Annotated in this window: 21 protein-coding genes; 9 read left to right on the forward strand and 12 right to left on the reverse strand. The window is 65.4% G+C overall.

Annotated features, from left to right (window positions below):
- Window positions 1-244 precede the first annotated feature (244 nt).
- On the forward strand, window positions 245-808 hold the full coding sequence (locus ACR9Y5_RS18875) for a TetR/AcrR family transcriptional regulator (RefSeq protein ID WP_481299412.1): 564 nt from the start codon (window positions 245-247) through the stop codon (window positions 806-808).
- Here ACR9Y5_RS18875 and ACR9Y5_RS18880 read toward each other — a convergent pair.
- Both ACR9Y5_RS18880 and ACR9Y5_RS18885 read right to left on the reverse strand, forming a co-directional pair.
- Window positions 793-1,818 carry an NAD-dependent epimerase/dehydratase family protein gene (locus ACR9Y5_RS18880; protein WP_481299413.1) on the reverse strand — a complete coding sequence of 342 codons (1,026 nt, stop codon included), beginning with the start codon at window positions 1,816-1,818 and terminating at the stop codon, window positions 793-795. The two genes, ACR9Y5_RS18875 and ACR9Y5_RS18880, sit on opposite strands and share 16 nt — an antisense overlap.
- A gap of 83 nt (window positions 1,819-1,901) precedes the next feature.
- Complete coding sequence (locus ACR9Y5_RS18885) at window positions 1,902-2,465, reverse strand: TetR/AcrR family transcriptional regulator (protein ID WP_481299414.1); 564 nt, start codon at window positions 2,463-2,465, stop codon at window positions 1,902-1,904.
- 56 nt (window positions 2,466-2,521) lie between these two features.
- On the opposite strand from ACR9Y5_RS18885, the gene ACR9Y5_RS18890 reads away from it, so the two are divergent.
- Entirely contained in the window at window positions 2,522-3,535 is a 1,014-nt protein-coding gene (locus ACR9Y5_RS18890) for an aldo/keto reductase (protein ID WP_481299415.1), read from the forward strand.
- 163 nt (window positions 3,536-3,698) lie between these two features.
- On the opposite strand, the gene ACR9Y5_RS18895 is transcribed toward ACR9Y5_RS18890, so the two are convergent.
- The 8 genes from ACR9Y5_RS18895 to ACR9Y5_RS18930 all read right to left on the reverse strand — a co-directional run bounded on the left by ACR9Y5_RS18895 (window position 3,699) and on the right by ACR9Y5_RS18930 (window position 14,706).
- Complete coding sequence (locus ACR9Y5_RS18895; protein WP_481299416.1) at window positions 3,699-5,966, reverse strand: exo-beta-d-1,3/1,6-glucosidase; 2,268 nt, start codon at window positions 5,964-5,966, stop codon at window positions 3,699-3,701.
- Window positions 5,967-6,197: 231 nt separating this feature from the next.
- Window positions 6,198-7,151 carry a formylglycine-generating enzyme family protein gene (locus tag ACR9Y5_RS18900; RefSeq protein ID WP_481299417.1) on the reverse strand — a complete coding sequence of 318 codons (954 nt, stop codon included), beginning with the start codon at window positions 7,149-7,151 and terminating at the stop codon, window positions 6,198-6,200.
- Window positions 7,148-8,908 (reverse strand): sulfatase, encoded by a 1,761-nt coding sequence (locus ACR9Y5_RS18905; RefSeq protein ID WP_481299418.1) that lies wholly within the window; start codon window positions 8,906-8,908, stop codon window positions 7,148-7,150. Before ACR9Y5_RS18905 ends, ACR9Y5_RS18900 begins: the two co-directional genes overlap by 4 nt.
- A 14-nt stretch (window positions 8,909-8,922) precedes the next feature.
- Window positions 8,923-9,501: a PadR family transcriptional regulator gene (locus ACR9Y5_RS18910; protein WP_481299419.1), complete on the reverse strand. Its 579-nt coding sequence runs from the start codon at window positions 9,499-9,501 to the stop codon at window positions 8,923-8,925.
- Window positions 9,502-9,587: 86 nt separating this feature from the next.
- Window positions 9,588-10,436: an ABC transporter ATP-binding protein gene (locus tag ACR9Y5_RS18915; RefSeq protein WP_481299420.1), complete on the reverse strand. Its 849-nt coding sequence runs from the start codon at window positions 10,434-10,436 to the stop codon at window positions 9,588-9,590.
- Window positions 10,433-12,184: a dipeptide/oligopeptide/nickel ABC transporter permease/ATP-binding protein gene (locus ACR9Y5_RS18920; protein ID WP_481299421.1), complete on the reverse strand. Its 1,752-nt coding sequence runs from the start codon at window positions 12,182-12,184 to the stop codon at window positions 10,433-10,435. Before ACR9Y5_RS18920 ends, ACR9Y5_RS18915 begins: the two co-directional genes overlap by 4 nt.
- The gene (locus tag ACR9Y5_RS18925; RefSeq protein ID WP_481299422.1) at window positions 12,181-13,122 is read right to left on the reverse strand and encodes an ABC transporter permease; all 942 of its coding nucleotides are present in this window, start codon (window positions 13,120-13,122) and stop codon (window positions 12,181-12,183) included. The genes ACR9Y5_RS18920 and ACR9Y5_RS18925 overlap by 4 nt, the downstream gene beginning before the upstream one ends.
- A 45-nt stretch (window positions 13,123-13,167) precedes the next feature.
- Entirely contained in the window at window positions 13,168-14,706 is a 1,539-nt protein-coding gene (locus tag ACR9Y5_RS18930; protein WP_481299423.1) for an ABC transporter substrate-binding protein, read from the reverse strand.
- 218 nt (window positions 14,707-14,924) lie between these two features.
- Here ACR9Y5_RS18930 and ACR9Y5_RS18935 point away from each other — a divergent pair, with 218 nt between their 5' ends.
- The gene (locus ACR9Y5_RS18935) at window positions 14,925-15,290 is read left to right on the forward strand and encodes a YidH family protein (protein ID WP_481299424.1); all 366 of its coding nucleotides are present in this window, start codon (window positions 14,925-14,927) and stop codon (window positions 15,288-15,290) included.
- Window positions 15,287-15,628 (forward strand): DUF202 domain-containing protein, encoded by a 342-nt coding sequence (locus ACR9Y5_RS18940; protein ID WP_481299425.1) that lies wholly within the window; start codon window positions 15,287-15,289, stop codon window positions 15,626-15,628. The genes ACR9Y5_RS18935 and ACR9Y5_RS18940 overlap by 4 nt, the downstream gene beginning before the upstream one ends.
- Window positions 15,629-18,018: 2,390 nt before the next feature.
- Here ACR9Y5_RS18940 and ACR9Y5_RS18945 read toward each other — a convergent pair.
- Window positions 18,019-18,291 (reverse strand): hypothetical protein, encoded by a 273-nt coding sequence (locus ACR9Y5_RS18945; protein ID WP_481299426.1) that lies wholly within the window; start codon window positions 18,289-18,291, stop codon window positions 18,019-18,021.
- 461 nt (window positions 18,292-18,752) lie between these two features.
- On the opposite strand from ACR9Y5_RS18945, the gene ACR9Y5_RS18950 reads away from it, so the two are divergent.
- The 3 genes from ACR9Y5_RS18950 to ACR9Y5_RS18960 are packed head-to-tail and all read left to right on the forward strand — an operon-like array spanning window position 18,753 to window position 20,751.
- Window positions 18,753-19,772, forward strand: coding sequence for a nucleotidyltransferase family protein (locus ACR9Y5_RS18950; RefSeq protein ID WP_481299427.1), 1,020 nt, complete (start codon window positions 18,753-18,755; stop codon window positions 19,770-19,772).
- Complete coding sequence (locus tag ACR9Y5_RS18955; protein ID WP_481299428.1) at window positions 19,772-20,173, forward strand: hypothetical protein; 402 nt, start codon at window positions 19,772-19,774, stop codon at window positions 20,171-20,173. Before ACR9Y5_RS18950 ends, ACR9Y5_RS18955 begins: the two co-directional genes overlap by 1 nt.
- Window positions 20,173-20,751, forward strand: a complete 579-nt coding sequence (locus ACR9Y5_RS18960) for a hypothetical protein (RefSeq protein WP_481299429.1) — start codon at window positions 20,173-20,175, stop codon at window positions 20,749-20,751. The genes ACR9Y5_RS18955 and ACR9Y5_RS18960 overlap by 1 nt, the downstream gene beginning before the upstream one ends.
- Before the next feature lie 63 nt (window positions 20,752-20,814).
- Here ACR9Y5_RS18960 and ACR9Y5_RS18965 read toward each other — a convergent pair whose 3' ends face one another.
- Window positions 20,815-21,804 (reverse strand): NrdR family transcriptional regulator, encoded by a 990-nt coding sequence (locus ACR9Y5_RS18965; RefSeq protein ID WP_481299430.1) that lies wholly within the window; start codon window positions 21,802-21,804, stop codon window positions 20,815-20,817.
- A gap of 156 nt (window positions 21,805-21,960) precedes the next feature.
- On the opposite strand from ACR9Y5_RS18965, the gene ACR9Y5_RS18970 reads away from it, so the two are divergent.
- On the forward strand, window positions 21,961-22,797 hold the full coding sequence (locus ACR9Y5_RS18970; RefSeq protein WP_481299431.1) for an amidase domain-containing protein: 837 nt from the start codon (window positions 21,961-21,963) through the stop codon (window positions 22,795-22,797).
- A 112-nt stretch (window positions 22,798-22,909) separates the two neighbouring features.
- Entirely contained in the window at window positions 22,910-23,815 is a 906-nt protein-coding gene (locus ACR9Y5_RS18975; RefSeq protein ID WP_481299432.1) for a hypothetical protein, read from the forward strand.
- Window positions 23,816-23,830: the final 15 nt, after the last annotated feature.

Consider the following 23,830-nt stretch of genomic DNA (forward strand, 5'->3'; position numbering starts at 1 on the left):
GCGCCGTTGGTCGAGGACCTCGACGACGTGCGTGTCCAGTTGATGGCAGCCGGCACCCGTGAGGTTTCGGCTCCAGCACCCCGGATCCGGGAATGCGAGGGGCACTCGTACGTGAAGGCCTTGAGGGGAACCTGCTCGAGCTCATCCAGCCCGCGCCCGGAGTGATCAGCGATGGTCGGCTCTCGGTCGATTAGGCTCCCACGACAACGGAACGTTTCCGTCGTCGTGATTGAGAGGAGGCCACATGCGGGCGGAGCGACGTGCCGACGCGGTTCGCAACCGCGCACACATTCTCGAGGTCGCGGCCCTGGCGATCGCGGAAGACCCCCTGGTGTCGCTCAACCAGATCGCCAAACGCGCTCAGATCGGGCCGGGGACCCTCTACCGGCACTTCCCGAGCCGGGAGGCGTTGATCCTCACGCTGTACGGAGAGGAGGTGGAGCGGGTCTCGGCGACCGCCGACGAGCTGATCCGTCAGCATCCCGGTCGGCCGCTGGATGCTCTCGGGGCCTGGTTCGAGTTGCTGGCCGAGTATGTGCGGATCAAGCACGGTCTCGGTGAGGCGTTGAACACCCCTGCTGCTCAGCGCGCGATCGAGAAGACCTACGCGCCGGTCCTCGGCGCGATCGACCGGCTCCTGGCCGCGTGCAAGGCCGCCGGGGCGGTGCGGGAGGATCTACGCAGCGAGGACGTGCTGCTGGTGATGGGGTTCCTCTGGCGTGTCGGGCCCGGAGACGACGGCCTCGCGCAGGCGGACCGGATCATGGAGTTCGTGATCGACGGTCTGCGCCCTCAGCCTCGCGCCTGATCTGCTGCGAGAAGGCTCTCGGCCGTCTCCACGATCGTGTCTTCGATCGGTCGGGCGTGCCAGTTCAGGAGCTGTCCCGCCTTCGCGCTGGTCGCGTTCAGGTCGCGGCCCAGTTGCGCACGCAGTGCCCGCAGCTGCGGGTTGACGGTGCTCAGCAGGCGAGCGATCCACACCGGGAGCTCCCGCGTGGGGACCTTCGCGGCCCGGTCGCCGAGTCTGTCGCGCAGAATGCGGGCGATGTCTACTGTCCGCAGGCTGTGCCCGGCGATCGCGATGAACCGCTCTCCCGCCGCGGCGGGATCGGCCATCGCCCGCAGATGCAGGTCGGCGACGTCTCGGACGTCGACGTAACCGTGCCCGAACGGAGGACACGCAGGAACCTCTCCGGCCAGCATGGACCGGATGATGCGTAGGGACGGCGCGTCATCGGTCCCGAACGCGGGTCCGAGCACCCCGACCGGCTGGATCGCGGAAAGCTCGAGGCTCCCACCCTCGCGGCTGATGAAGTCCCACGCGGCGTGCTCGGAGACCGTCTTGGAACGCTGATACGGCGCCAGCGGGGCATCAAGGTCGGACCAGTCCTCCTCGGTGAACGGAGCGCTCCTTGGCGGGTGACCGTACCCGACGGCGCCGAACGCGCTGGTCAGCACGACCCGTCGGGCGCCCTGGTCGCGGGCGGCCCGCAGGACGCGGAGCACGCCGTCGCGGGCGGGAATCACCATCTCGTCGTCGTTCCGGGGGACGCGGCGCAGGGTGGGCGACGCGACATGCAGAACAATCTCCTGCCCCGCCACCGCTGCGGGCCAGCCGGTGTCGCTGACCAGGTCAGCCGCGACGATCTCCAGACGTGCCGGGTCGAAGGAGACGGCCCCCTGGATGCGTCCGCGCAACTCGTCCGCGCGGCGAAGATCACGGACGGTCGTTCGGACCTGATGACCCGCCTGCAGCAGCGCGATCACGCACCAGCTGCCGATGTATCCCGTACCGCCGGTAACCAACACATGGGACATGCGATGCTCTCCTCCGCTGCTCATTGCGAGGAGTATAACGGAGAGTTCTCCGGTATTTGAAAGCTGTTGGGTGCCAGGTGGGATCAGAGGCTGCCGATGAGGTCCAAGACCGCCTCGAGGCGATCGGCAATAGCCTCATCAGGCGCGCCCAAGGCATCGTTCCTAAGCACGTCGCGCTGGAGTTGCACTCCGGAGCACACCGCGATCAGTAGAGCTGCGCGGGCCTCTGCCCGCGGCCCGTCCAGTGCCGCAGCTAGATCCCGCTGGTAGTGGGTTGCGACGTGGTCGCGCATGATCTTCGCTGCCTGCTCGCTGCCGGCAGAACGGATCGTCATCAGCAATGCCGTGGTTTGCGTGCTGGGCGAATTACCCAACAGCGCCTCGGCAGCGGCCCGATTTTTGCCGGGCACCATCAACAGGGGATGCTCATACGCCCGCTCGACCGCCTTCGCGAAAAGACCTTCCTTCGATCCGAAGTAACGCGTGATCAGCCGCGCGTCCACCCCTGCCGCCGCTGCGATATCCCGGGTGCGCGCCCCGTCATAGCCAACCGCCGCGAACGTTTCGATCGCTGCATCCACGATGCGGGACTGCGTCGCCGCGGCATCGCGGGTGCGTGTCACCAACGGCGGCTCACGGTCATCCATGCCCTGATTGTACGGATTCATTTACATGTCCCCGGCTGAGGACTTAGAGTAGAAGTATGACTATTCCCACTCGAGAACTCGGTCCCGACCACCTTGAGATCGGTGCCATCGGCTACGGCGCGATGAGTTTCGCCAACCCGTACGGCCAGCAGAATCATGATCCAGACGCGGCTGCGCGGGAGATTCTCGACCGCGCCGGCCAACTCGGCGTTACCTTGATCGACACCGCCGACGGATACGGTGACAGCGAGGAGGTCATCGGCCGTGCCCTCGCCGGCCACCGAGACCAATTCGTCGTCGCGACCAAGTTCGGCATCGTGTCCGCACCCTTCGGCGGGCGTGAGCCGCGCATCGACGGCAGCCCCGCCTACGCCCGCGAGAGGCTGGAACGCTCCCTCCGGCGTCTCGGCACCGACCACATCGACCTGTACTACCAGCACCGCGTAGATCCGAACATCCCGATCGAGGAGACCGTCGGCGCGATGGCCGAGTTCGTCGCGGAGGGCAAGGTCAGATATCTCGGCCTATCTGAGGCCGCCCCAGACACCCTCCGACGCGCCGCAGCCGTGCACCCCATCACTGCGGTCGAGACTGAATGGTCCCTCTGGGAACGCAGCATCGAAGCCGAGGTGCTGCCGACCGCGCGCGAACTCGGCATCGGCATCGTCCCCTACAGCCCCCTCGGCCGGGGCGCGCTCACCGGAACTATCACGTCCCGCGACGACCTCAAGGCCGGTGACCACCGCGCCGGCATGCCCTGGTTCTCGCCCGACAACGTCGAGCAGAACCTCTCCACCATCGAGATCGTACGGGGCATCGCCGCCGAGCTCGACGCAACCCCGGGACAGGTCGCGCTGGCCTGGTTGCTCGCCAAGGGACCCGATGTTGTCCCCATCCCAGGAACCCGGCGCGTGAAGTATCTCGAGGAAAACAGTGCCGCTGCGAACCTCACCCTCACCGAAGACCACAGGAAGGCGCTGGACGCCGTCACCGTCGCGGGCACACGGGAGCACGACGAAGCCGTGGCAACCACGAACTGGTTCAACGGCGTGACCCCTCCGCTGCGCTGAGAGCCACACCCGAACAAATGAACCGCGCGGTGACAGGTCGCGCCCAAGGGTGAGGGACATGATGGATTCCGTGGTTCTTGGGAACCGGGATGCCGCTGAATCACCTCGTTCTTCCGTAATGTGCGCCTCGTCTCGGTAGCGCCCCGAAACCGACCCAGATGTTTCAGCGCACCTCGAATCTCGCCGCCAGGAGATCGGATGGCACGGACGACGGACCGACGAGGAGTTCGAACTCCCCCGGCTCGACACGGCGACTCCCTTCCGCGTTCACGATCGTGCACGCGGAGACGGGGAGCGTGAGTTCCACGCGGGCGGATTCGCCGGGTGCGAGGTCAATTTGTTGGTACGTCTTGAGTTCGCTGTCCGCCCAGCTCACGCTCGTGACCAGGTCGCGAACGTACACCTGCACGGTCTCGCGGACCGGACGGTGACCCGTGTTACTGACGGTCACCTCAGCTTCAATGTCGCCGTCGATGCTGAGCTCGGTTCCAGCGAGGGTGAGATCGGAATACTCAACGCTCGTGTACGACAGCCCCTGGCCGAACGCCCAGGCGGGAGCCTGCGTGAGGTCGGCGTAGCGGTCGCCGTGCTGGCCGCGGAGCTGGTTGTAGTACGTCGGCTGCTGGCCCACGTGACGGGCGAACGAGATCGGGAGGCGCCCCGACGGCTCGACGCGGCCGGCGATGATCTCGGCGATCGCCTGCCCCCCGAGCATCCCCGGGTTGGCGGCCCACAGCACGGCGGCGGCCTTCCCGACCGACGGCGGCAGCACGAGCGGTTTGGATGCGAGGAGCACCACGACGACGGGCGTGCCGGTCGCGATCACGGCGTCGAGCAGAGCGTTCTGACCGCCGATCAGCTCCAGCGTCGCCGTCGAGCGGCCCTCCCCGACGAGCTCGATCCGGTCTCCGACGACCGCGACCACCACGTCGGATTCCTCTGCGACGGCGACCGCCTCCGCGATCTGGCGCGGGTCCGCCGGCGTCGGCTCGACCACCGGCGGTCGCGGCTGTCCGTCCGGGAACGTCGCGCCGCGGGAGTCCTCCGCGAGCGTGAGGATGTCGGCGCCGCGGGCGTGCCGGACGCTCCACCCGTCGATCGCGTTCAACCCGTCGAGGACCGTCGTGATCATCTCGCGCGGCTGGCCGTCGAGCCAGCCGGCCTGGCCGGATCCGCCGGCCCAGTCGCCGAGCTGCGTCTGGGCGTCATCGGCGAGCGGTCCGACGACCGCGACGCGGAGCGGAGCCGTCGCCTCCAGCGGCAGCGTCCCGTCGTTCTCCAGCAGCACGATCGACCGCCGCGCGATCTCCAGGTTCAGCTCGGCGTGCGCGACGCTGCCCACGACCTCGTCCAGCGCAGGCGACGGCAGCCGCGGATCCTCGAACAACCCCAGGTCGAACTTCAGGGTCAGGATGCGCGAGACCGCCGCATCGAAGGCGTCCTCCGCCAGCATCCCGCGCTCGACCGCCTCCAGCGCCCCCTCGAAGAATCCGGGCGTGGTCATGACCATGTCGTTGCCGGCGCGGACCGCCGCGGCGGCCGCGTACGCGTAGTCGGGCTGCACCTTCTGCTCCCAGACCATGCGGCCCACGTTGTCCCAGTCGGTGATGAGCGTGCCGGTGTAGCCCCACTCGCCGCGCAGCACCTCGCTGAGCAGCCAGTCGTTGACCGTGATCGGGATGCCGTCCGTGCTCTGGTAGCCGAGCATGAAGGTGCGGCAGCCCTCCCGGGCCACGCGCTCGAACGGCGGCAGGAACCAGCTGCGGAGCTTGCGCCGCGAGATGTCCGCCTCGCTCGCATCCCGGCCGCCCTGCGTCTCCGAGTACCCGGCGAAGTGCTTCGCCGTCGCGAGGATCGCGGTCGGGTCGTCGAGGCCACTCCCCTGGTACCCGCGCACCATCGCGCTGGCGAGCTCTCCGATGAGGAACGGGTCCTCGCCGAACGTCTCGCTGATCCGGCCCCAGCGGAGGTCGCGGGCGATGCACAGCACCGGCGAGAACGTCCAGTGCACGCCGGTGACCGCCACCTCTTCGGCGCTGGCCCGCGCGACGCGCTCGATCAGCTCCGCATCCCACGACGCGGCCATGCCGAGCTGGGTCGGGTAGATCGTCGCTCCCGGCCAGAACGAGTGCCCGTGGATGCAGTCCTCCCCGACCAGCAGCGGGATGCGCAGCCGGGTCTGCGCGGTGAGGCGGTTCGCCTCGAGGATGCGCTCCGGCGACGTGTGCAGGATCGAGCCGGCGTGCCGCCGCAGGATGTGGTCGCGCAGGTCGTCGCGCGCATCCAGCTGCAGCATCTGGCCGATCTTCTCGGCCGTCGTCATCCGGCCGAGCAGGTCGCGCACCCGCTCGGCGGTGCTGAGCGTCGGGTCCTGGTAGGGCAGAACCTCCTGCGCGGTCGTGGCAGAGATGGTGGGGTAGGTGGCGGTCACGCAGTAGTTTCGCTTTCAGGTATGGCTCCTGCGGGAGCGGTTACGGCGGATATTCTCCGCCCAGAAAATCGTGTGATGTCCCGACACATCGGTGTCGGCGCACGACAACGATGGTGTTCGCCTTGCATGGGCTCTGACCCGGGCTGCGCGGGCGGTTGTTGTGGTTTTCCGCGCCGTCCGCGACCGACGTGCGGCTAGAGGTGACACCGGCCTGTTCGAGCGCGGCGAGGCCTACCCGGTCACGGTCGTCCAGAGGGGTGCGCCCACCGTGCGGAAACCGGCATTGCCCATTGAAGATCCCGGCGTGTTGTGCGACCGGGCCGAATTCCGATATCGGTTGCAATAAGAGTCATGGCATAGGTAGCTACCACCGCGCAGGACCCGGTTGGGGCCTCGAATCGCACCGCGGGGATCGTGCGAATGCGAAGTCCTGTAGGCGCGAGGGTCGAAGATATCAGCACACCATTCCCACACGTTGCCCACGGTTTGGAAGAGTCCATATCCGTTAGGTTCGTACGAGCGCACTGGCGCGGTGAGGAGCCACCCGTCGTCGAGTTCGTTGCTGAGTGGGAAGTCACCTTGCCAGATGTTGGCACGCCACCCCCCGTCGTCGACAGCCGCGTCCCCCCAGGGGTAACGCGCTCCCTCGATTCCACCCCTGGAGGCGTACTCCCACTCGGCTTCGGTGGGTAGGCGCCGCCCGGCCCATTCGCAGTACGCGCTCGCGTCGTACCAACTCACCTGGACAACCGGATGGTCGGCGAGGTCGCGCACGTCGGAACGCGGACCCGACGGATGAGCCCAATCTGCGCCGCGAACATCCTGCCACCAGCCCATTCCTCCTGCGGCTCCGAGGAGATCCTCGGAGTCCGCCTGGACGGCGAGGTGGAACACGGCAGACGATCCGAGTCGCTCGGCATCAGTGACGTAGCCGGTCGCTTCGACGAAGGCACCGAAGTCCGCGTTCGTCACTGTCGTCACGTCGATCTCGAATGCGCCCAACTCCACGCGATGAAGGGGTCGCTCACCGTCCGACGGGTGACCGTCGCCGAGGGCGTCGCCCATCGTGAACGCTCCAGGGGCAATTGTCGCCTGCTCCACGCGGTGTCTCCCGCGGGACGCCAGCGGGAAAGCGATCGGCTCGACTTGCCGCGTGGGCGTGCAGCATCCGCATGTCTCGTTCACGAGGGCCCTCCGGCAAGCACCGCGCCGACCGCGGCCAGCGCCTCTGCGCTGATCGCGGGAATCGCGAGTGCCACGTCGTAGACGCTGGATGCCGCATGCTGTGCCCGGAACTGCGGGCTGGTCAGCACGGGTGTCCGTTCGAGGATGGTGCGGTGCTCGAAAACCGCTGGGTCCAGCTCGGCGAGTGGGACGAGGAGCAATGGAGAGAAGTCGCGGACGTCACGTCGCGATGGGAGGGGCACCGCACTCGCTTCTGCCCGGCCAGCCTGGCTGGCTGCGAGCAGGTGCTCCGCTCGCACAGGACCGTCGGGCGGCAGACCGAGCCGCTCGAATTGAGACGGTGGCGCGTCGGCGAGCCGGAGCTGTTGCACCAGCAGTGTCGCCATGCGCAGCTCCAACTCGTCGTCGGCGAGTGGGGTCCGCTGTTCGGGATCGGTCCTTAAGTCGAAGAGCATGGTGCCGAACTCCCACGGGTTGCCGCCGGCACGCGCGGGGACGCGCAGCAACGGAACACCCTTCGTGAACGGGAAGGGCGGAACGAGTTCTGCGTCACGGAGTTCTTCTGGGGCGAAGCGACTGGACATGTGCGTCGGCATGAGGGTGTGCTCGAATAGGGGACTGTTCGAGCTGGTGGCGCACGCTCGCATGTAGACGTAGCGGCCGTCCGTGATGTTCACGTGTCCGCCGAACGACCCGAACAGACCGACTTCTCGTGCAGGGCCTGTTGCTCCGAGGAGCGGTCCGATTGGGATCCCCTGCATATCGTCCGGTCGCGCCACCCCGAAGAACTCCAGAAGCGTAGGGCCGAAATCGACGGTTTGGACGAGATCGTCCACGCATTCGCCCGAGCGCCGCACGCGCGGATCCCAGACGAAGAGGGGTGTGTGGATGTTCTCGTCGAACCACGGCTGCACGTTCTTACCCCACCAGCCACGTTCACCAAGGAGAAGTCCGTGATCGGTGCAGACGATGAGCAGAGTGTCGTCCCAGAGGTTCAGCTCGTCCATCGCGTCCAGGACACGTCCGAGCGACGCGTCGCACATACTCAGCAGCGCACTGTATTCATTGCGCGCCTGCTCGACCTGCTGCGGGTCCTCGCTGACTCGCCCGTAGTCAGGCCAGTCAAACTGGGCTCCGGCGCGCTCCGGTTCAGGTCTGTACCACTGGCGGTGGCGTGGATAGCTCACGAACGGCTCGTGCGGGTCAAAGCACTCGATCTGGAGGAACCACGCGTCATCGGCTGCGTTGGTACGGATGAAGTCCAGGCCCGCGTCTACGGTGAGTGTCTGCGGGTGCAGGTCCTCGGTCGGGTAGTAGGAGCGGTTGATGTGGTCCTGGCGGACAAGCCGGTCATCCCGTCGGCTGAGCACCTCCGGCGTTTCGGGGTTCGCGACGTGCCCTTTCCAGGGATCGCCTTCTTGACCACGGAAGAGCTCGAAGGTGTTGAACCGGGTGTGATACGTGGCGCCGCCGTCCTCCCAGTAGTGCTGGTGATCGGTGACCAGGTGTGTGTAGACACCTTCCTCGCCCAGCAGCTGCGGAACGGAATCATCGAACGGCTCAAGCGGCCCCCAGGACCGGTGGAGGAAGTTATAGCGCCCGGTGTGCATTTCTCGCCGCGCCGGCATGCACGGCATGCTCCCTGCGTAGCAGTTCTCAAAAGTCACCGATCGTTCGGCCAGCCGCTCGAAGTTGGGGGCATGAATCCCCTCCGCACCGTACGGCGGCAGGAAGCGCCGGTTGAGGGTGTCGAACATGAGAAGGATCGCTTTCACTTGCTGCCGCCCGATGCATCGACGAGCTCGCGCGGGTGAGTGACACCTGCACTATCGAGCTCGTCGAGGGTGCGTTCGAGCCAGGCAATCCAGGCGTCGATCTCCGCGGTGCCGCGCCGATGCGACATGTCGGCGAGAAGGTTGGCGCGTTCGATGTCCAGCTCGGGGATCGGATCCTCGTAGACGCGGGTACGATCACGGGTCCGGCTGTACGCGACCTGCGCACGCCTCGCCTCGAGCTCAGTGACCAGCAGGTCTCGCAGCGCTACCGGGTCCAGCATGCCGGCGATATCGAACCGCACGTGGAAGTCCGCGTCCTGGAATCGCGACGGCGGCTCGTACGGACTCCGCGCCCACTCCAGGAGTGTCTCGCGGCCCGTGTCCGTGATCCGGTACATCTTCGCGTCCGGTCGACCTGCGCGCGGGTCGACGGTGAACTTCACCCAGCCCTGCTCCTCCATGCGCTTCAGCACGCGGTAGATCTGGCTCTGGTCGGTGTTGGACCGGTAGAAGCGTCCCTCTCTCTGCATCCATTTGCCGATGTCGTACCCGCTGAACTCGCCGCGGGCCAGCAATCCGAGGAGGATGTACTCGAGTTTCATCGCAGCGGTGCTCCTGTCCCCTGGCCTGTTCGTTTGGCGAATCCCGTTGTCAGGACCAACTATTCCTCTTCTCGTGCTCCGACGCGCTCGCGTTCGAGCAAATGGGCGCGTCGATTCCGCTTCTCGGCCTGGGCATCCGGATCCGCGACCGGAGCCGAAAGCAGCAGTCGCTGCGTGTACGGATGGGTCGGAGCGCTCGTGACGGTCGCCGCGTCCCCGGTCTCCACTAGGGAGCCGCGATGCATCACCGCGACACGATGACTGATCTCGCGGACGACCTGCAGGTCGTGCGAGACGAACAGGTACGCCACGCCGGTCGTCTGCTGGATCTCGATCAGGAGATCCATCACCCGCGACTGCGTTGAAAGGTCCAGGGCGGACAGCGGCTCGTCGCAGATGATGAGCCGGGGCCGGAGCGCCAGCGCGCGTGCGATCGCCACCCTTTGGCGTTGACCGCCGGAGAACTGGCGGGGCAACCGGTCGGCAGCGTCGATGGGCAGCCCGACCTGATCGAGCAGCGAGCGGACGCGGGCGCGGCTCTCGTCTCGTGGCACGCCGCCGGCCCGCAGCGGTTCCGCGAGGATCTCTCCGATCGTGAGCGAGGGGTTCAGAGATGTGTACGGATCTTGAAACACCACCTGGATCTCGGACCCGAGCCGCCGCCTGTCGCGACGGCCGAGACCGTCGATCCTGCGGCCGTCGTAGACGATCCTCCCGCCGGTGACCGGGGCGAGGCCGAGCACAGCGCGGCCCAAGGTGCTCTTGCCCGATCCCGACTCCCCGACGAGACCGACGCACTCGCCCGCCTGGATGTCGAGGGAGACGCCGTTGAGCACCTTCGATGGGGCGTGGCGTCCGCGGCGGGGGTAGGTGACTTCCAAGTCCTCGATGGTCAGCAGGGCGCTCATCGTCGGGCTCCTTCCGCCTGGTCTAGTGGATCTCGGAGTCGATCTCCGCTCGGGATGGCATCCAGCAGGCTGCGTGTGTATGGATCGCGCGGCGCAGCGAAGATGTTTCGGACGTCGCCGGATTCGACGACGCGCCCGTCCTTCATCACCACTACCCGGTCGCAGATGTCCGCGACCACCCCGAAGTTGTGCGTTACTAGGAGCATTCCCATCCCGCGCTCGCGCTGTAGCCGCCGCAGGAGCTCTAGTACGTCCGCCTGAACGGTCACGTCCAGTGCGGTGGTGGGTTCGTCGGCGATCAGAAGCTCCGGGTCGCAGGAGATCGCACCGGCTATCAGGACACGCTGCGCCATCCCCCCGGACACCTGGTGGGGGTAAGACCGCATGGTGCGTTCCGGATCGACGATGCCGACCTCCCTCAGGAGCTGGACGGCACGCGCACGGGCGTCGTGCTTCGACATCCGCTTCACCGCCATCATCGGCTCGATCAACTGCGAGCCGATGGTGAAGGAGGGATCGAGGTTCGACATCGGCTCCTGCGGAATGTAGGCGATCCGGGTACCACGGATGACGGTTCGCGCCTTGCGCTCCATCGTTAGAAGCTCGATGCCGTCGAGACGCGCGCTCCCGTTCAGGATGGATGCCTCCAGCGGAAGCAGCCCGAGGACCGAGAACGCGGTCTGCGATTTTCCCGACCCGGACTCGCCGACCAGGCCGACCACCTCGCCGGCTCGGACCGAGAGCGAGACATCGTCGACGACCACGCGGATGGCATCGTCGGCTGGGTACCCGATGCGGAGTCCGTCGACCGCCAGCAGTGGGACGTCGGTCCCAAGCTTGGCGTCGGCGGCGCCCGCGACGTGCACGGTTCCCCGGCGTCGGGAGGTCGTGCGGGCGTTCACGGAGTCGCGCAGCGCATTGCCAATCAGGGCAAGCGAGGCAACGGTGAGGGCGATCGTGATGCCTGGCGGGAAGACGAGGTGGGGAGCCGCGTAGATATTGACGAAGGCGTCGGACAGCATCTGACCCCAGCTTGGGACGCCCTGTTCACCGAGTCCGAGGAACTGCAGGCCGGTCTGAACGAGCACGGCCGCGCCAGCGCTGAAGGACGCCTGGATGATCAGCGGGCCACGGACCACGGTCAGAACATGCCGCACGATGATACGCATGTCCGAGAGCCCGGATACCCGGGCGGCGTCGATGTAGAGCTCGTTGCGCACGTTCTGCACCGCGGTTCGCGTGAGCCGGAAGAACCCCGGCGAGAGCAGGAGACCGAACATCGCCATGACGGGAACGGTCTGCGGGCCGATCGCGGCGATCACGGCGAGAAGCAGCACCATCCCCGGTATCGCGATGATAATGTTCGCACTCCAGGTGGTCACGCTGTCCCACCAGGAGCCGTAGTATCCTGCGACCAGTCCCGCCGGCACGCCGACGACCACAGCGACCACGAGGGTCACCAGGGTGCCGAGCAGGGTGAGTCTGCCGGCGTAGAGCAGGCGGGAGAGCACGTCGCGCCCGGCGCCGTCGCCGCCGAGGAGGTGACCGGCGCTCGGTCCGTGCCGGACAAGGCCCGGAACGACCTGATTCGGGCCGTACGGAGCAAGCAGCGGCGCGGCGATGCTGACCGCTATGACCACGACGAGCACGAGGATTGCTGCGACCGCCAGCGGATTGCGGAGCAGCCTCGACCAGATGCCCTGAGTCGCGCGGGATCCGGTCTGGACGGAAACGGTTTGAGACGTCACGACACACGTACCTTCGGATTGAGCCAGCCGTTGAGCAGGTCGATGGCGAGATTGACGACGACCACAACGACGACCATCATCACAACCACCCCGAGCACCTGAGGGCTGTCCCCTCCGACCGTGGCGTCCAGCACCATCGACCCGATGCCCGGGAGGGCGAAGATCCGCTCGATGACGACGGTGCTGCCCAGCAGGCTGATGAACTCGAGCGAAAGGACCGTCAATCCGGCAGGGGCCGCATTCCGCAAGGCATGCCGCAGGACGATGCTTCGCTCCGAGAGACCCCTGCTGCGCAGCGTCCGCACGTAGTCCTGGTTGAGCGTGTCGATCATCGCACCGCGCACCTGCTGCGCAGTCGAGGCGACGGAGCTCACCGCGATGGCTGTGACCGGCAGCACCAGGGAGGCCGCCCACAGCGGAATAGAACGATCCAGCGGCACGAAGCCGGTCGCCGGAAGCCAGCCGAGTGTGATGGCGAACACGAGCACGAGGATGAGGGCGAGCCAGACGCCCGGCATCGCGAACCCCGCGATGCCGAGCACCTGGACCACACGGTCGGTCCAGCCGCCCCGGTAGGCTGCGACGACGCCCACGATCACACTGACCACTCCCGTGACGACCACCGCGACGAGCGCCAGCGACAGAGTCACCGGCAACCGGTCCAGCAGAGCGGTCGAAACGGGCTGGGCCGTCAGCCACGACATCCCCAGATCGCCCTGCACCGCGTGCGTCAGCCACCCCCAGTAGCGATCGAGGACGTTGTGGTCCAAACCCAGCTGATGCTGTTTGGCCGCAATCTGCTCGGCGGTCGCGTTCTCACCGAGCAGGGTACGGGCGACGTTCGTCCCATTCGCGTTGAGCAGGAAGAAGGTGAGAGTCGAGATCACGAATATCATCACTACTCCCGCCAGCACCCTGCGCGCGATGAAGCTCACCACGGCGACCCCTCCTTCACGTCGTTCTCACCCAGCCGCACGTCGTCGTCACTGCGCCGGTGCGTAGTTCGCGATCGACGGCACGATCTGAAGCGCCTGCGCCTTGACCGACACCTTCTTCGACGAGAAATACACGGCATCCGGGAAGTACGCCGGAACGAACCACGCCTTCTTCACGTACAGGGCGTCGAGAGCCTTCAGCGCGGCCGTCTGCGACTCACCGGAACTGTTCCGCACCTTCGCGATAGCGGCATCGATCTCGGGATCGGCATTGTGGAGCGGGTTCCACGGCGCGTTCGGGGCGCCCCAGAAGTTGACACCCTGCCACGGGTCGCTCGACTGCAACTGGTACCAGACCAGGGCGTACTTGCCGGAGAGGTATTCATCGTTCGTCTGAGCCTGCGGCACCTGCGCCCAGTTCACCTTGATGCCTACTGCTCCCAGCTGCGAGTCGAGGAGCGGCGAGAGGTTGTTGTAGACCGGCTGCGGGATCGTGAGCGTGAATCCCGATGCGTACCCGGCCTCTGCCAGCAGTTTCTTCGCCTTCGACGGGTTGTACTTGTACGTGCCCTCGAGGGACTTGTCGTAGGCCGTCGATCGGGGGTTGAAGACCTGATCCGTGATAGTTCCCGAACCGTTATAGAGCGTGTCGAGGATCGCCTTGCGATCGATCGCGTAGTTGAGCGCCTGCCGCACCCGAACGTCCTTCAGCTGCGGCGCGATCGCGCCCTGCCGATCGAACAGGAACAGGCCCTGGAAACCGGGGCCGGCGGAGGTGGTGACGGTGAGCCCGGCACCCTTAGCCTGCGGTGCGTTGAGCGCATCGCCCGTGGCGCCGTCCACTCCACCGCTGCGCACGGCGTTGAACCGCGCCGTCGGGTCGGTGATCGGCTTGATGACGATGCGGTCGAACGGGTACGCCTTGCTGTTCCAATACTTGTCGTTCTTCGTGAAGGTGTACTGAACAGTCTTGGTCGTGTCCTTCGCGTCTAGGATGTACGGGCCGGTGCCCACCGGGGCATTCGCGAGCGTTCCCGCAGCGATGGCCTTCGGGCTCGCCATCGCAGCGCCCGGAAGCGCAAGCTGCCGGATGATCCCTGGGTCGGGCTCGGAGAACACCAGGTCGACGGCGGTAGGACTCTTCACGACAATGTCGGAGATCGCGGTGAAGGCGACGCTGGAGGTACCGGTGCCCTTTCGGGTGGCTTCGAGGTTCGTCTTGACCGAGGCGGCGTCGAACTTCGTCCCGTCAGTGAAGGTGACACCGTCGCGCAGGGTCAGACTCAACGTCTTCTGGTCGCTGCTCCACGACCACTTCGTCGCCAGATCGGGCTTGTATTCGCCGTTGGGGTCGATGGAGAGCAGCGTGTCGTAGACCGGCTGGTAGTACTGGACGTAGTGCGCGTCGCGCGAATCAGCGGGGGCAAACGAGTTGATGTCGACGGCGCTGGCAAGGGTCAGCGTCCCACCGGTCGTCTTTGCGGCTGCAGTGTCACTCCCACCGCCGCCACCACCGGTGCAGCCCGTCAGTGCGAGCGTCAGGGCGCCTGCGACAGCGACGCCAGCGAGCAGGATGCGACGAGACATAAGTACTCCTTCGTACGAAAGCGGGGACGTCGCTACTATAAGGGACGATACCTATATGTGCCAAGTCCGATAAGGAGTTGAAACCTAGATGTTCCAGGCCCATAGCGCAGGAGCCCGGCTATGCCGGTTTCCAGACAGGAGCGAGCCGATGTTGAACTGCACCGGCACCGTCACCTACACAGACAGCTGCGACCCGGGCGCGCTGTCCACGAAGTTCGATGATTGCTGACAAGCGTTTCCCGTCGTCGGTGTTCGGCACCGGCACTGAGCCCGACGCGCGGTTCAGCCTCGCTAACGAGCGCACCTTTCTCGCCTGGATCCGCACGGGGCTCGCCCTGCTCGCCGGTGGCGTCGCCCTGGAGGCATTAGGCCTCGGCATCCACCCGGGCTTCCGGCTCGTCGCCTCTCTGCTACTTCTTGCGGCAGGGCTCGTCGTTCCGGTACAGGCATGGTACGGCTGGAAGCGGGTCGAATCCGCCCTTCGCCACCAGAAGCCACTGCCCAGTGCTCCGCTCAATGTCTTTCTGGCGATCGTCGTCTGCGGGGCCGGGATCCTCGTTCTCCTAGGGGTGCTCTACAAGTGAGCGCCCCTTTTGACCCGGGTTTGCAGCCTGAGCGCACCGCGCTCGCTTGGCGGCGTACGTGTCAGGCCCTTCTCGCTGGGTCGTTGGTCGCGGCCCGTATCCTGCTCGATCTGCTCGGACCCTGGTCAGCGCTGCTCGGCTTCGCGGGCGCAGCCGCGGCCGCGGCGCTCTTCATTGCGGTGCAGCGCCGCTATCGCTCGTACAACGCGGCCCTTCAGCTGCACGGCGACCGGGCCGCACTAGCGGACGGACGACCCATCGCAACACTCGCGATAATCTCCACCGCCGCAGCCGGGTTCAGCCTCGCTGCGGTACTCCTTCTTCGTTCCACTGCCTGACGCATCGCAAAGTGACCACGACATGCAGAGGGGTTGGTCCACTCAGGGGGCCGGCCGACCACGCTCGCTGCAACTCAACGATATGGGTGCTTCTCGTCAGGTGACAGACCGCCTCGGCTAGACCCTGCGCTGGGTTTACGTGACGCCGCGATTGCCTTGAGGACTCGCCGAGCCGTGCGGCTGTGGCAGTGGACCGGCTCGGCGGAGAGGCCCCTGGACTCAATCACGAACATTGGCGACACCATCGGACCCACCTCGAGTCCAGCTCGGTCACGATGCGAGGCTCAACACTGTCGCAGCGTCCGACCTTGCCGTCATCGATTACTAAACGTACGTGCTGGCGCAGCTGGAAACCGTGTAGCGGCATCGACTACCCGCGCCGACGACACCCGGGTGCGGGTGCCAGGCAGGCCTCGGACTTTGTTAGCGGGACGAGCGGGAGCTTCCCTTGCGGCCGCAGCCGGGTGGGCGCCGTTGCGTCGTCTATTCAATTGCCAAATAGCGGGATGCCTAGATGCTGAGAGGGCGGTTCCCCAGTCGGGGTCGCGTTCGGCCTGCAGCGTGACATACCGCGCTTCCGGATGGCTCCCACAGTCGCCTTCCTGCGCCAAGCCACAGGTCTGCCTGTCATCGGGTCATCTATCGTGCATGGTCACGTGCATCGTGTTCAGAGCTTCGGGGTGATGCGTAGTCGTCGGTTGTGCGTGATCGATAGCGTCATGTTCGGAGCTTCAAGCTTGGTGCGTAGTCGTCACCTAAGCGTGGTCAGTAGCGTCGTGCTCGGAGCCTCGAGGTCAGTGCATCGTCGTCAGCATGCGTGGCGGGTATCGTCATCTTCACGCCGGTTGCTCCGGCAGCTAGTTGCATGCGGCGCGAGGTTCGAATACCGGTTTCCCTCGGAATTCGATGTCGCCAGTATTGTCATGCCGGCTGCGGCCCAGTCGGTCCTCTACCGGCGTGGTCTCATTCTCTAGGGAACGAGCGGAAGGCCCGTTCGTTCATGCCCAGACTGCGGCATCCGGCGCCTGGGGACTCGGTTGCCAAAGTGCGGATGTGGGCGGTTGGGGGCGTTCGGCGTGCGGCGCCTCTTGCGGCGCTTCCGGCTGGCTCCCTCGGTTGCCCGTTCCAGCTCGGACCTGTTACTTCGCTATTCGTCGAGGTCGAGTATGTTCTCTGTTTGCGTTCGGAGTTGGTGGTTTGTGTGCTCTCTCGGTCGTGTATGGCGAGGTTCGTTGCGTTCGGAGCTAGTAGCTTGCGTGCTGTCTCGGTCGAGTGTGGCGACTTCGTTGCGGGCGGCGTGTGTCATAGTTCGTGCTCGTTCGTCGTACGTGGTGATCGTGCGGGTGACCCCGCGATTCGTGTGCGTTCGGCCAAGGGGTGGAATCCGCGATTCCGTCGTCCCCTGCCTTCAACAGGTATGTATGCGGCGGCGTTCTCAGTCCGTGAGCGACGCGGCAAGCGTGTCATTCGAGGAGCTGAGCGGCTACCGATTGGGTACATGCGGCGATGAGCGCGCAACCTCGGCAAGGCGGTGGAATCCGAGATGGACACGCATGGCTGCCATCACCGGTTATGTATGCGGCGGCGTTTTCAATCCGTGAGCGACGCGGCAAGCGTGTCATTCGAGGAGCTGAGCGGCTACCGATTGAGTACATGCGGCGACCAGGGTGCTTCCCGATGGGCGCAGATCGATTCATGCGGCTTCTGACGTCGTTGCCGATGCGGCTCTGGGGCGCGATCACACCGCGCGCGGCCGCGTCGTGCTCGCCATGTCGAGACTGGCGGCGGACGCATCACAGGGTTCTATGACAGCAAAATCCGCGCCACGACTGGTCATACCCGGTCACAACCCCCGTTTGTCTGACCCGATTCTTCCCAACAGCCCCCTATAGGGATAACTGGATATGGTATTTCCCCTAATACTCTTCTTCTTCTTCTCTTAACGAGATCAAGTTAAGTAGTAAGTAAGTACAGTGGGGTTTTGGGGCCCTCGATCCCAGGAAAACACTGGGGAGTTGGCTGTCTGAGCTCGCACCCCACACGGTCCGACACCTCCGACAAGAGGTCGGTGCCAGGTAACCGACCTCAACACCGAGCGGAGCACAGCCGCCAGCAACCACCGTTCACCGTCGAACGGATCGCCCGCGGCCGCCCGTCAAGAACCTCACGCTCAGCACACCTCGGCGCCGGCTCGACCCCGCCAAGGCAACACCACCGTTACGTCGCGCGTACCGCGCGAGATACGTGGCGCCAGCGTGGCGGTGACCTGGCGGCTGCGAGTTGGGTGCGATGCGGACTCGATGATCTTCTGGCATCTTGTTGATTGCCGACGACGGCTCGGTTGATTGAGGGAATCTCTGGCGGGATCCGGCCGTAGGCGCCTGAGTGAACTATTCGACTTTGAAGCTGGCGTCGACTGTCCCGGAGAAGATCGCGGCGATGAGCAGGAGTAGCACTCCGCCGACAAGAAGTGGCGCCTTATCGATCAGCGACTTGAGCAGGTCAGCGATCTGGTCGGGGATCTTCAACCCTTGGTTGGGATCGTCGTCTTTGGTTGGTTTCGCTCGGAGGCTCTGGATTGCTGCGAGGAGGTAGATGACCAGCTGCACGACGATGCAGGCGATTCCGAGTATCAGGCATGTCCAGAAAAGCGCTTCTTTCATGACCGGCTCCCTCGTTGGTTGCGTCAGCTTGCGCCTGACAGCGACCGCTTGGTGAGCCCCCATTTGGGGGTGGCCGCGTTGGGGCGCCTCCGACTGTTGCCGTTTCGAGGGGGCAACAGCCGCGGTCGCCGGAGCGGCATATATCCACATATCCCCCTTCGCGGGGTGTGGAAATTGTGCATAAGTTGTCCCCACTTGTGGACGACACGCCCACTAGATGTGGGGGAATGGAAATGTCGGAGGCCCGCTATATAGTGCTCATGTCTGAGGGCGTATATGCCAAAAGCCCCAGCTCCGGTGGCACGGAAGCTGGGGCTCAAAGCTTGCGTCACCAGGCCGGTGCGCCAACTGGCGTGCCGAAGACTGGGACGTAGCGTGTCCTTGGTGAGAACACGCTCGACCTTAACGGGTCGGAGAGCTCCACGCAATCAGGAGGCGTCCCCAAACAGAGGGAGTCCCCTGTGAACGCCATCAACACCGTCCTCGACGACATCCGTCAACAGATCGACGCGGATCCCGAAGCGCTCCGCGAAGCCCGCGATCGTCTCGCCTTGGTTCGCGCCGCTGCCATCCAACTCCCCGGGTCGCTACGCACCTACCGCAGTGGATCGCTTGCGGTCCACACCATGCTCAATCCCGTCAACGACGGCGATGGCGGCCTGGTGCTCGACCGGCGCAGCTTCCCCGAGCTTGGACCTGAAGGCGGTAACGAGCCGCCCGCCGACGTCGCCGCCGCCCTACAAGACCTCATCGGTCCGATCGTCCGGGCCAGTTACCCTGACGCGTATGTCGGTATGTCCAAGCGCGGACCTCTCGTGCGGTTCAACGACCCGCTGGAGAACGGGCAGGATCCGACCGTCGACCTGGTGATCGCTCTCACCCGGAAAGAGGGCAACGGGCTGTGGATCCCGAACCTCGCCGACAACAGCTGGGAGCCGTCCGACCCGGAACAGCATGCCAGCCTTCTCAACGGCGGTACGTCCTCTCACCGTTCCATCCGTCGGAAGGTCATCCGCCTCGCCAAGGCGTGGAACAACCAGTTCCCGAAGCCGTGCGTGTACTCCTTCACCCTCAGCGTGTGGGCGCTCGAGTTCGTCGAACCGGGGATGGGTGTCGCGACCGGGCTTCATGCCCTGTTCGAGAACGCGGCGGCCCGCGTCGAAGCCGGCGAGCACACACCTGATCCTGCAGGTGTCTCGGACCCGCTGAAGTACGCTCTCCCGGAGTTCCGGGTCGCAACGATGCTGCGCGCGGCTGCCGACGCGCTTCAGGATGCGCTCGACGCGGGCGAGGACGAAGCGGACGTGCGGGCTGCCCTCGCCGGCATGTTCTGGGAGTACATCGACGACAGTTCGACGAAGGAACTCGCGGCTGCCGCGTCGACGATTGCGCGCACCCCGACCGTCGCTGCTGCAGCTGTTGGGGTTGCAGGGCTGGGTGCGTCGTTCAATCCCGGCCGGTCGTTCGGTGGAGCGCGCTGATGTACGCGTTCGACGTCCCGGTCGAACGCGTGCGGTACCTGCACGTGTTCCGCCGGAACGACCCTGCCGCGCGGATCGTGAAGCCCCCGGTGAAGTATCGGGGCGGTTTTGCGCTGCGTACTCACATCACCCCGCCGGGGACGCCGACGAGGCGTGTCGATGTGATTTTCACCCGCACACGGAGTGCTGTGCCGGTGGTCTTCGTCGACGGCCCTGCTGAGTCCCCGCACCGCTACCCCGATGGCAGCTTGTGCATGTGGTACCCGGAGGACCCGGTCGAGCGTCGGTGGGTGCTCGCCGACGGCCCGGAAGCGCTTCTTGGGCATATCGGTGCGCATTTGGTTCGGGAACAGTGGTTTCGTCGGACCGGGGCGTGGCCGGGTGAGGAGGTGGCGCACTGATGGTTTACCTCTTTGCGGCACCGTCCCCGTGCCCGTCGCCGGCGACGGTTGCCGCTGCTTCCGTCAGCCCCTGGTCCGCCGTCGCGGCAGCGTTGGTCAGCGGCGCGGTGATCGCGGCGCTCATCACCGCCGGTTTCAGTATCTACTTCGCCCGGAGGAAGACGAAGGAGGAGACGCGGGAACGGCTGCGGACGTTGTTCGCTGAGGCTTTCGCAACGTATGCGGCGTACCGGGAGTACCCGTATGCGATCAGGCGCCGCAATGGTGAGAAGTCCGCGGAAGAACGGGTGAGGCTATCGGAGCAGATCCGTGCCACCCAGGAGAAGCTGAGCTACTTTGTGACAGCTCTGAGCGCTGAGTCATCGACAGTGGGTGCGGCGTACACGAAGCTGGTGGACAGGACGAGGGCGACCGCCGGTGAAGCGATGAAGGCCGCATGGCAGGCAGACCCGATCACCGAGGACCGGCAGATGGTGATCAGCAGGTCCATCGTGGACCTCTCCGAACTAGACGGGGACGCTCACGCTTTTCAGGTGGCCGCTCAGGCGTATCTGCGAGCTGGGAAGTTCGGGCGATGATCGCAGCGATCCGGTAGCGGCGCCAAACAGTTTCCGAGCGCTGCAGGCTGGCACGCTTCGCAGCTAGAGACGCGAGCCCAACTTCAACGGCCCTGATGGGTGGGAGATGAGGTCGGCGGCTTCTTCGGTGAATGTTCGGACACTGCTGATGCCTTTGACCACGGTCGCCCATCGAAGGTATGCGATGTCGTCGACGCGTCGCAGGCCGGCCAGAGCGGCCGATGCGAGTTGTGTCGAGTGCACCGTCCGCTGGCCGTAGATTTCGTGCATAACGAAGTTCGTGACTTTCGTTGCTTTCAACGCAGCCCGGTCCCGCCCGTAGAGGGCTGCGAGAAGACTGCGGCGGAACTGCTCGGTCGAGAACGGGACGGACTGGGATCGACGTTTGAGGACTGTGCTCGGCCTGAAGTTGGTTCGGGGGATGAGGAGGGTGCCGGTGTCGGTCCCGGCGGGGCTCACGGTCACCTCAATGTGGGCGTAGCGCTGGCGTATCCAGGCGATGACGTCGGCGGCGTCGCTCCAGCCGTTGCGACTGTGATTCTGGCCTCCTCGGACAGCCATGACGTACAACAGTTCCGCCATCCGGTACGGGGCGGTCCGTCCGTCCTTCAGGACTCGTTCTACCGCGTCGGCGATGAGGGTGTCGGGGATGGCGCCGATGAGTTCAGGTCGGGCTGCAAACTCTTCAGGTCGCAGCCGCAGGTCCTGGTAGGTCAGCTCCGATTCGATCACCCGGAGAGCTCGGCTGACGACGGTGTCGAGGTCGAGTTCCGCGAGCGGCCCTTTCTGCCTGAAGAGAATGTCGTTCACGTCGCGGTTGAAGCGGGCTTCGTTGAACAGGTCTGGGGCGATGGCGTCGTCGCTAGCTCGTCGCACCCCGTACATGTTCAGCTGCGGCCGCACCAGGGTTTCGATCGTCCGGAAATAGTGGCCGTTTTCGCAGACGCGGCGTCGCCGGACGACCGATTCGTGCCGTCCCGCTCTCGATTCGGGGACACGGGTCGCCGCGCCACATGTAGGGCATGGCATCCCGCGGCCATCTGCTCGGCTCATGATCTATATATAGCAGTTCGCGCACATTTGGCCTCATACGCATTTCCGCTGCGATGCGGTCCTATACGCACTTACCCGTCATCCGCGAAGATTTAACTGGACAGCACCGCTTGCGGGGGTGAGACTTTGCAGACTCGAAGGAAAGGAGTGCCCGAAATGCCCCGTTCCAAACAACTTGCTCTCACTGTCGCTGGCTTCGCAGCAGCGATCGCTGTCACCTTCAGTGTGGCGGCTCCAGCTAACGCCAGCTCGAGCTACCCGCTGTTGACCAGCGCCAACGTGCGGACCCAGCCGACCACCGCGTCCCCGGTGGTCAACGTCCTCGTCGCGAACACGTCGGTCATCATCGACTGCTACGTCGAGGGGCAGTACGTGAACGGCACGTCCATCTGGGATCACGTTCCCGGACAGGGGTGGGTGTCCGATTCACTCATCCTCACCGGCAGCGACGGTCCCGTCGTCCCGAACTGCGTGAGCTATGACCGGTCGGCGGCCGCCCGGTGGGCGCTCGACCATGTCGGCGACGGCCCACGGTACGGAAACGACTGCACATGGTTCGTCAGCCAGGCGTTGTGGGCCGGCGGGCTGCCGAAGACGTCCCAGTGGACCGACTTCACCGTGAACCTGAACCAGATGGCTAGCAAGAAAGAACCCGGCCCCTCCAAGGCGGCCACGGTGGCTGATCGGTTCAAGAACGCGCTAGTGAACGCCGGCTACGCAACAATCACGGAGATCAGCACCACCGACTCCACCGCCGGCGGCGCCCAGATCGGTGACGTGATCCTCTACGACTGGGACACAAAATCCGGCCAGCACCACGCGGACGGGTTTGTCGATCACGCCGCTATCGTGACTTCCGTCAGCAATGGTTCGATTTTCGTGACCCAGCACAGCAAGCCGCGACTGAACAAGCCGTGGGCGCTGAACCCCGACACCGGTAACAACATCGGCGCCGAAGGGGGCCGAGCTTACCTGCTCCACATCCGGTATTGATGCCAGCTTGAAGAATCCCTCCCTGGTTCTGTGAACTGGGGAGGGATTCTTCTTGTGCTCGCTGCGCCCTAGCCGACGTTGGAGTGTCTGATCCCGCCTCTAGCCTGTTCTCATGAAGGCGCACTCGGTGTCTCGGCTTGTGCAGGGGGTTGTTTCCGGTGATGGTTTGCCTCGGTTGATAGCCGCCGGCGTCCTCGGTGTTGGTGGCGTCGTGCTTGGCCTGTGGATGCTTGTCCTGCCGGGTGGTGCTTCGTGGTTTCGAGTATCGTTGTCGCTCACCTCCGGTGTGCTCATGGGCTTGGCGGTCCCGTTGGCTGGCGAGCGCATCCGTCGCGGTGGCCGGGCGCCGAATCGCGGCCTGTACACGGTCAGTTTCGTCGTGGCGGGTGCGACGGGGGTTGCAGCAGCAACAGCCTCGCTGCTCTCGTGGGCGGGCTGGTGGACGGCTTTGCTGACGGTGGCTGTGGCGGCGTTGGCGTTCGGTCTGTATGAGAAGTTCCCTCGCGGGGGTAAGGCGCCTGGCGCCTATCTGTTGTCGGCTGCTTTTGATGCGCTGATCCTGCTGCAGCTGACTGCTGACTCGCGTCCGCGGACGCCCGTGGTCGTAGTCATCACTTTGTTCCTCCCGTCGCTTGTCGTTGCGCTCACTTTGACCGTGTGGGCATTCATGGTGAGGGAGCTACCGCGAGCCGAGTACGCCAAAGCCACGGAGGTGGCTCGCGGTGTCCTGTGGGCGTGGGTTCTTCTTCTCGTCGTCACCTACACCTGGCAGTGGTCGGGAGTGTCAGTCGGTCAGGCTGATGGGCTGGACCCTGTGCATTTCGCTGTCCCGTTCGTGACGTTCGGATCGGTTCTCGCGACGGCGACTGTCGGGTGGTCCCGTTTCACGGAAGCGCGGGCATCACTGGCGGCAGCGGCTCAGCCCGAGTCGCGTTCGAATCGCTTCAGGCCCAAGCAGCTGGCGTCGCGCCGTCGAACCGACATTTCAAGCGCCCCGCGAAACGTCCGCCGCATGTAGTTGAGCGGAGGAGAA

The organism is Leifsonia sp. KNZ13-11D, from assembly GCF_056754895.1.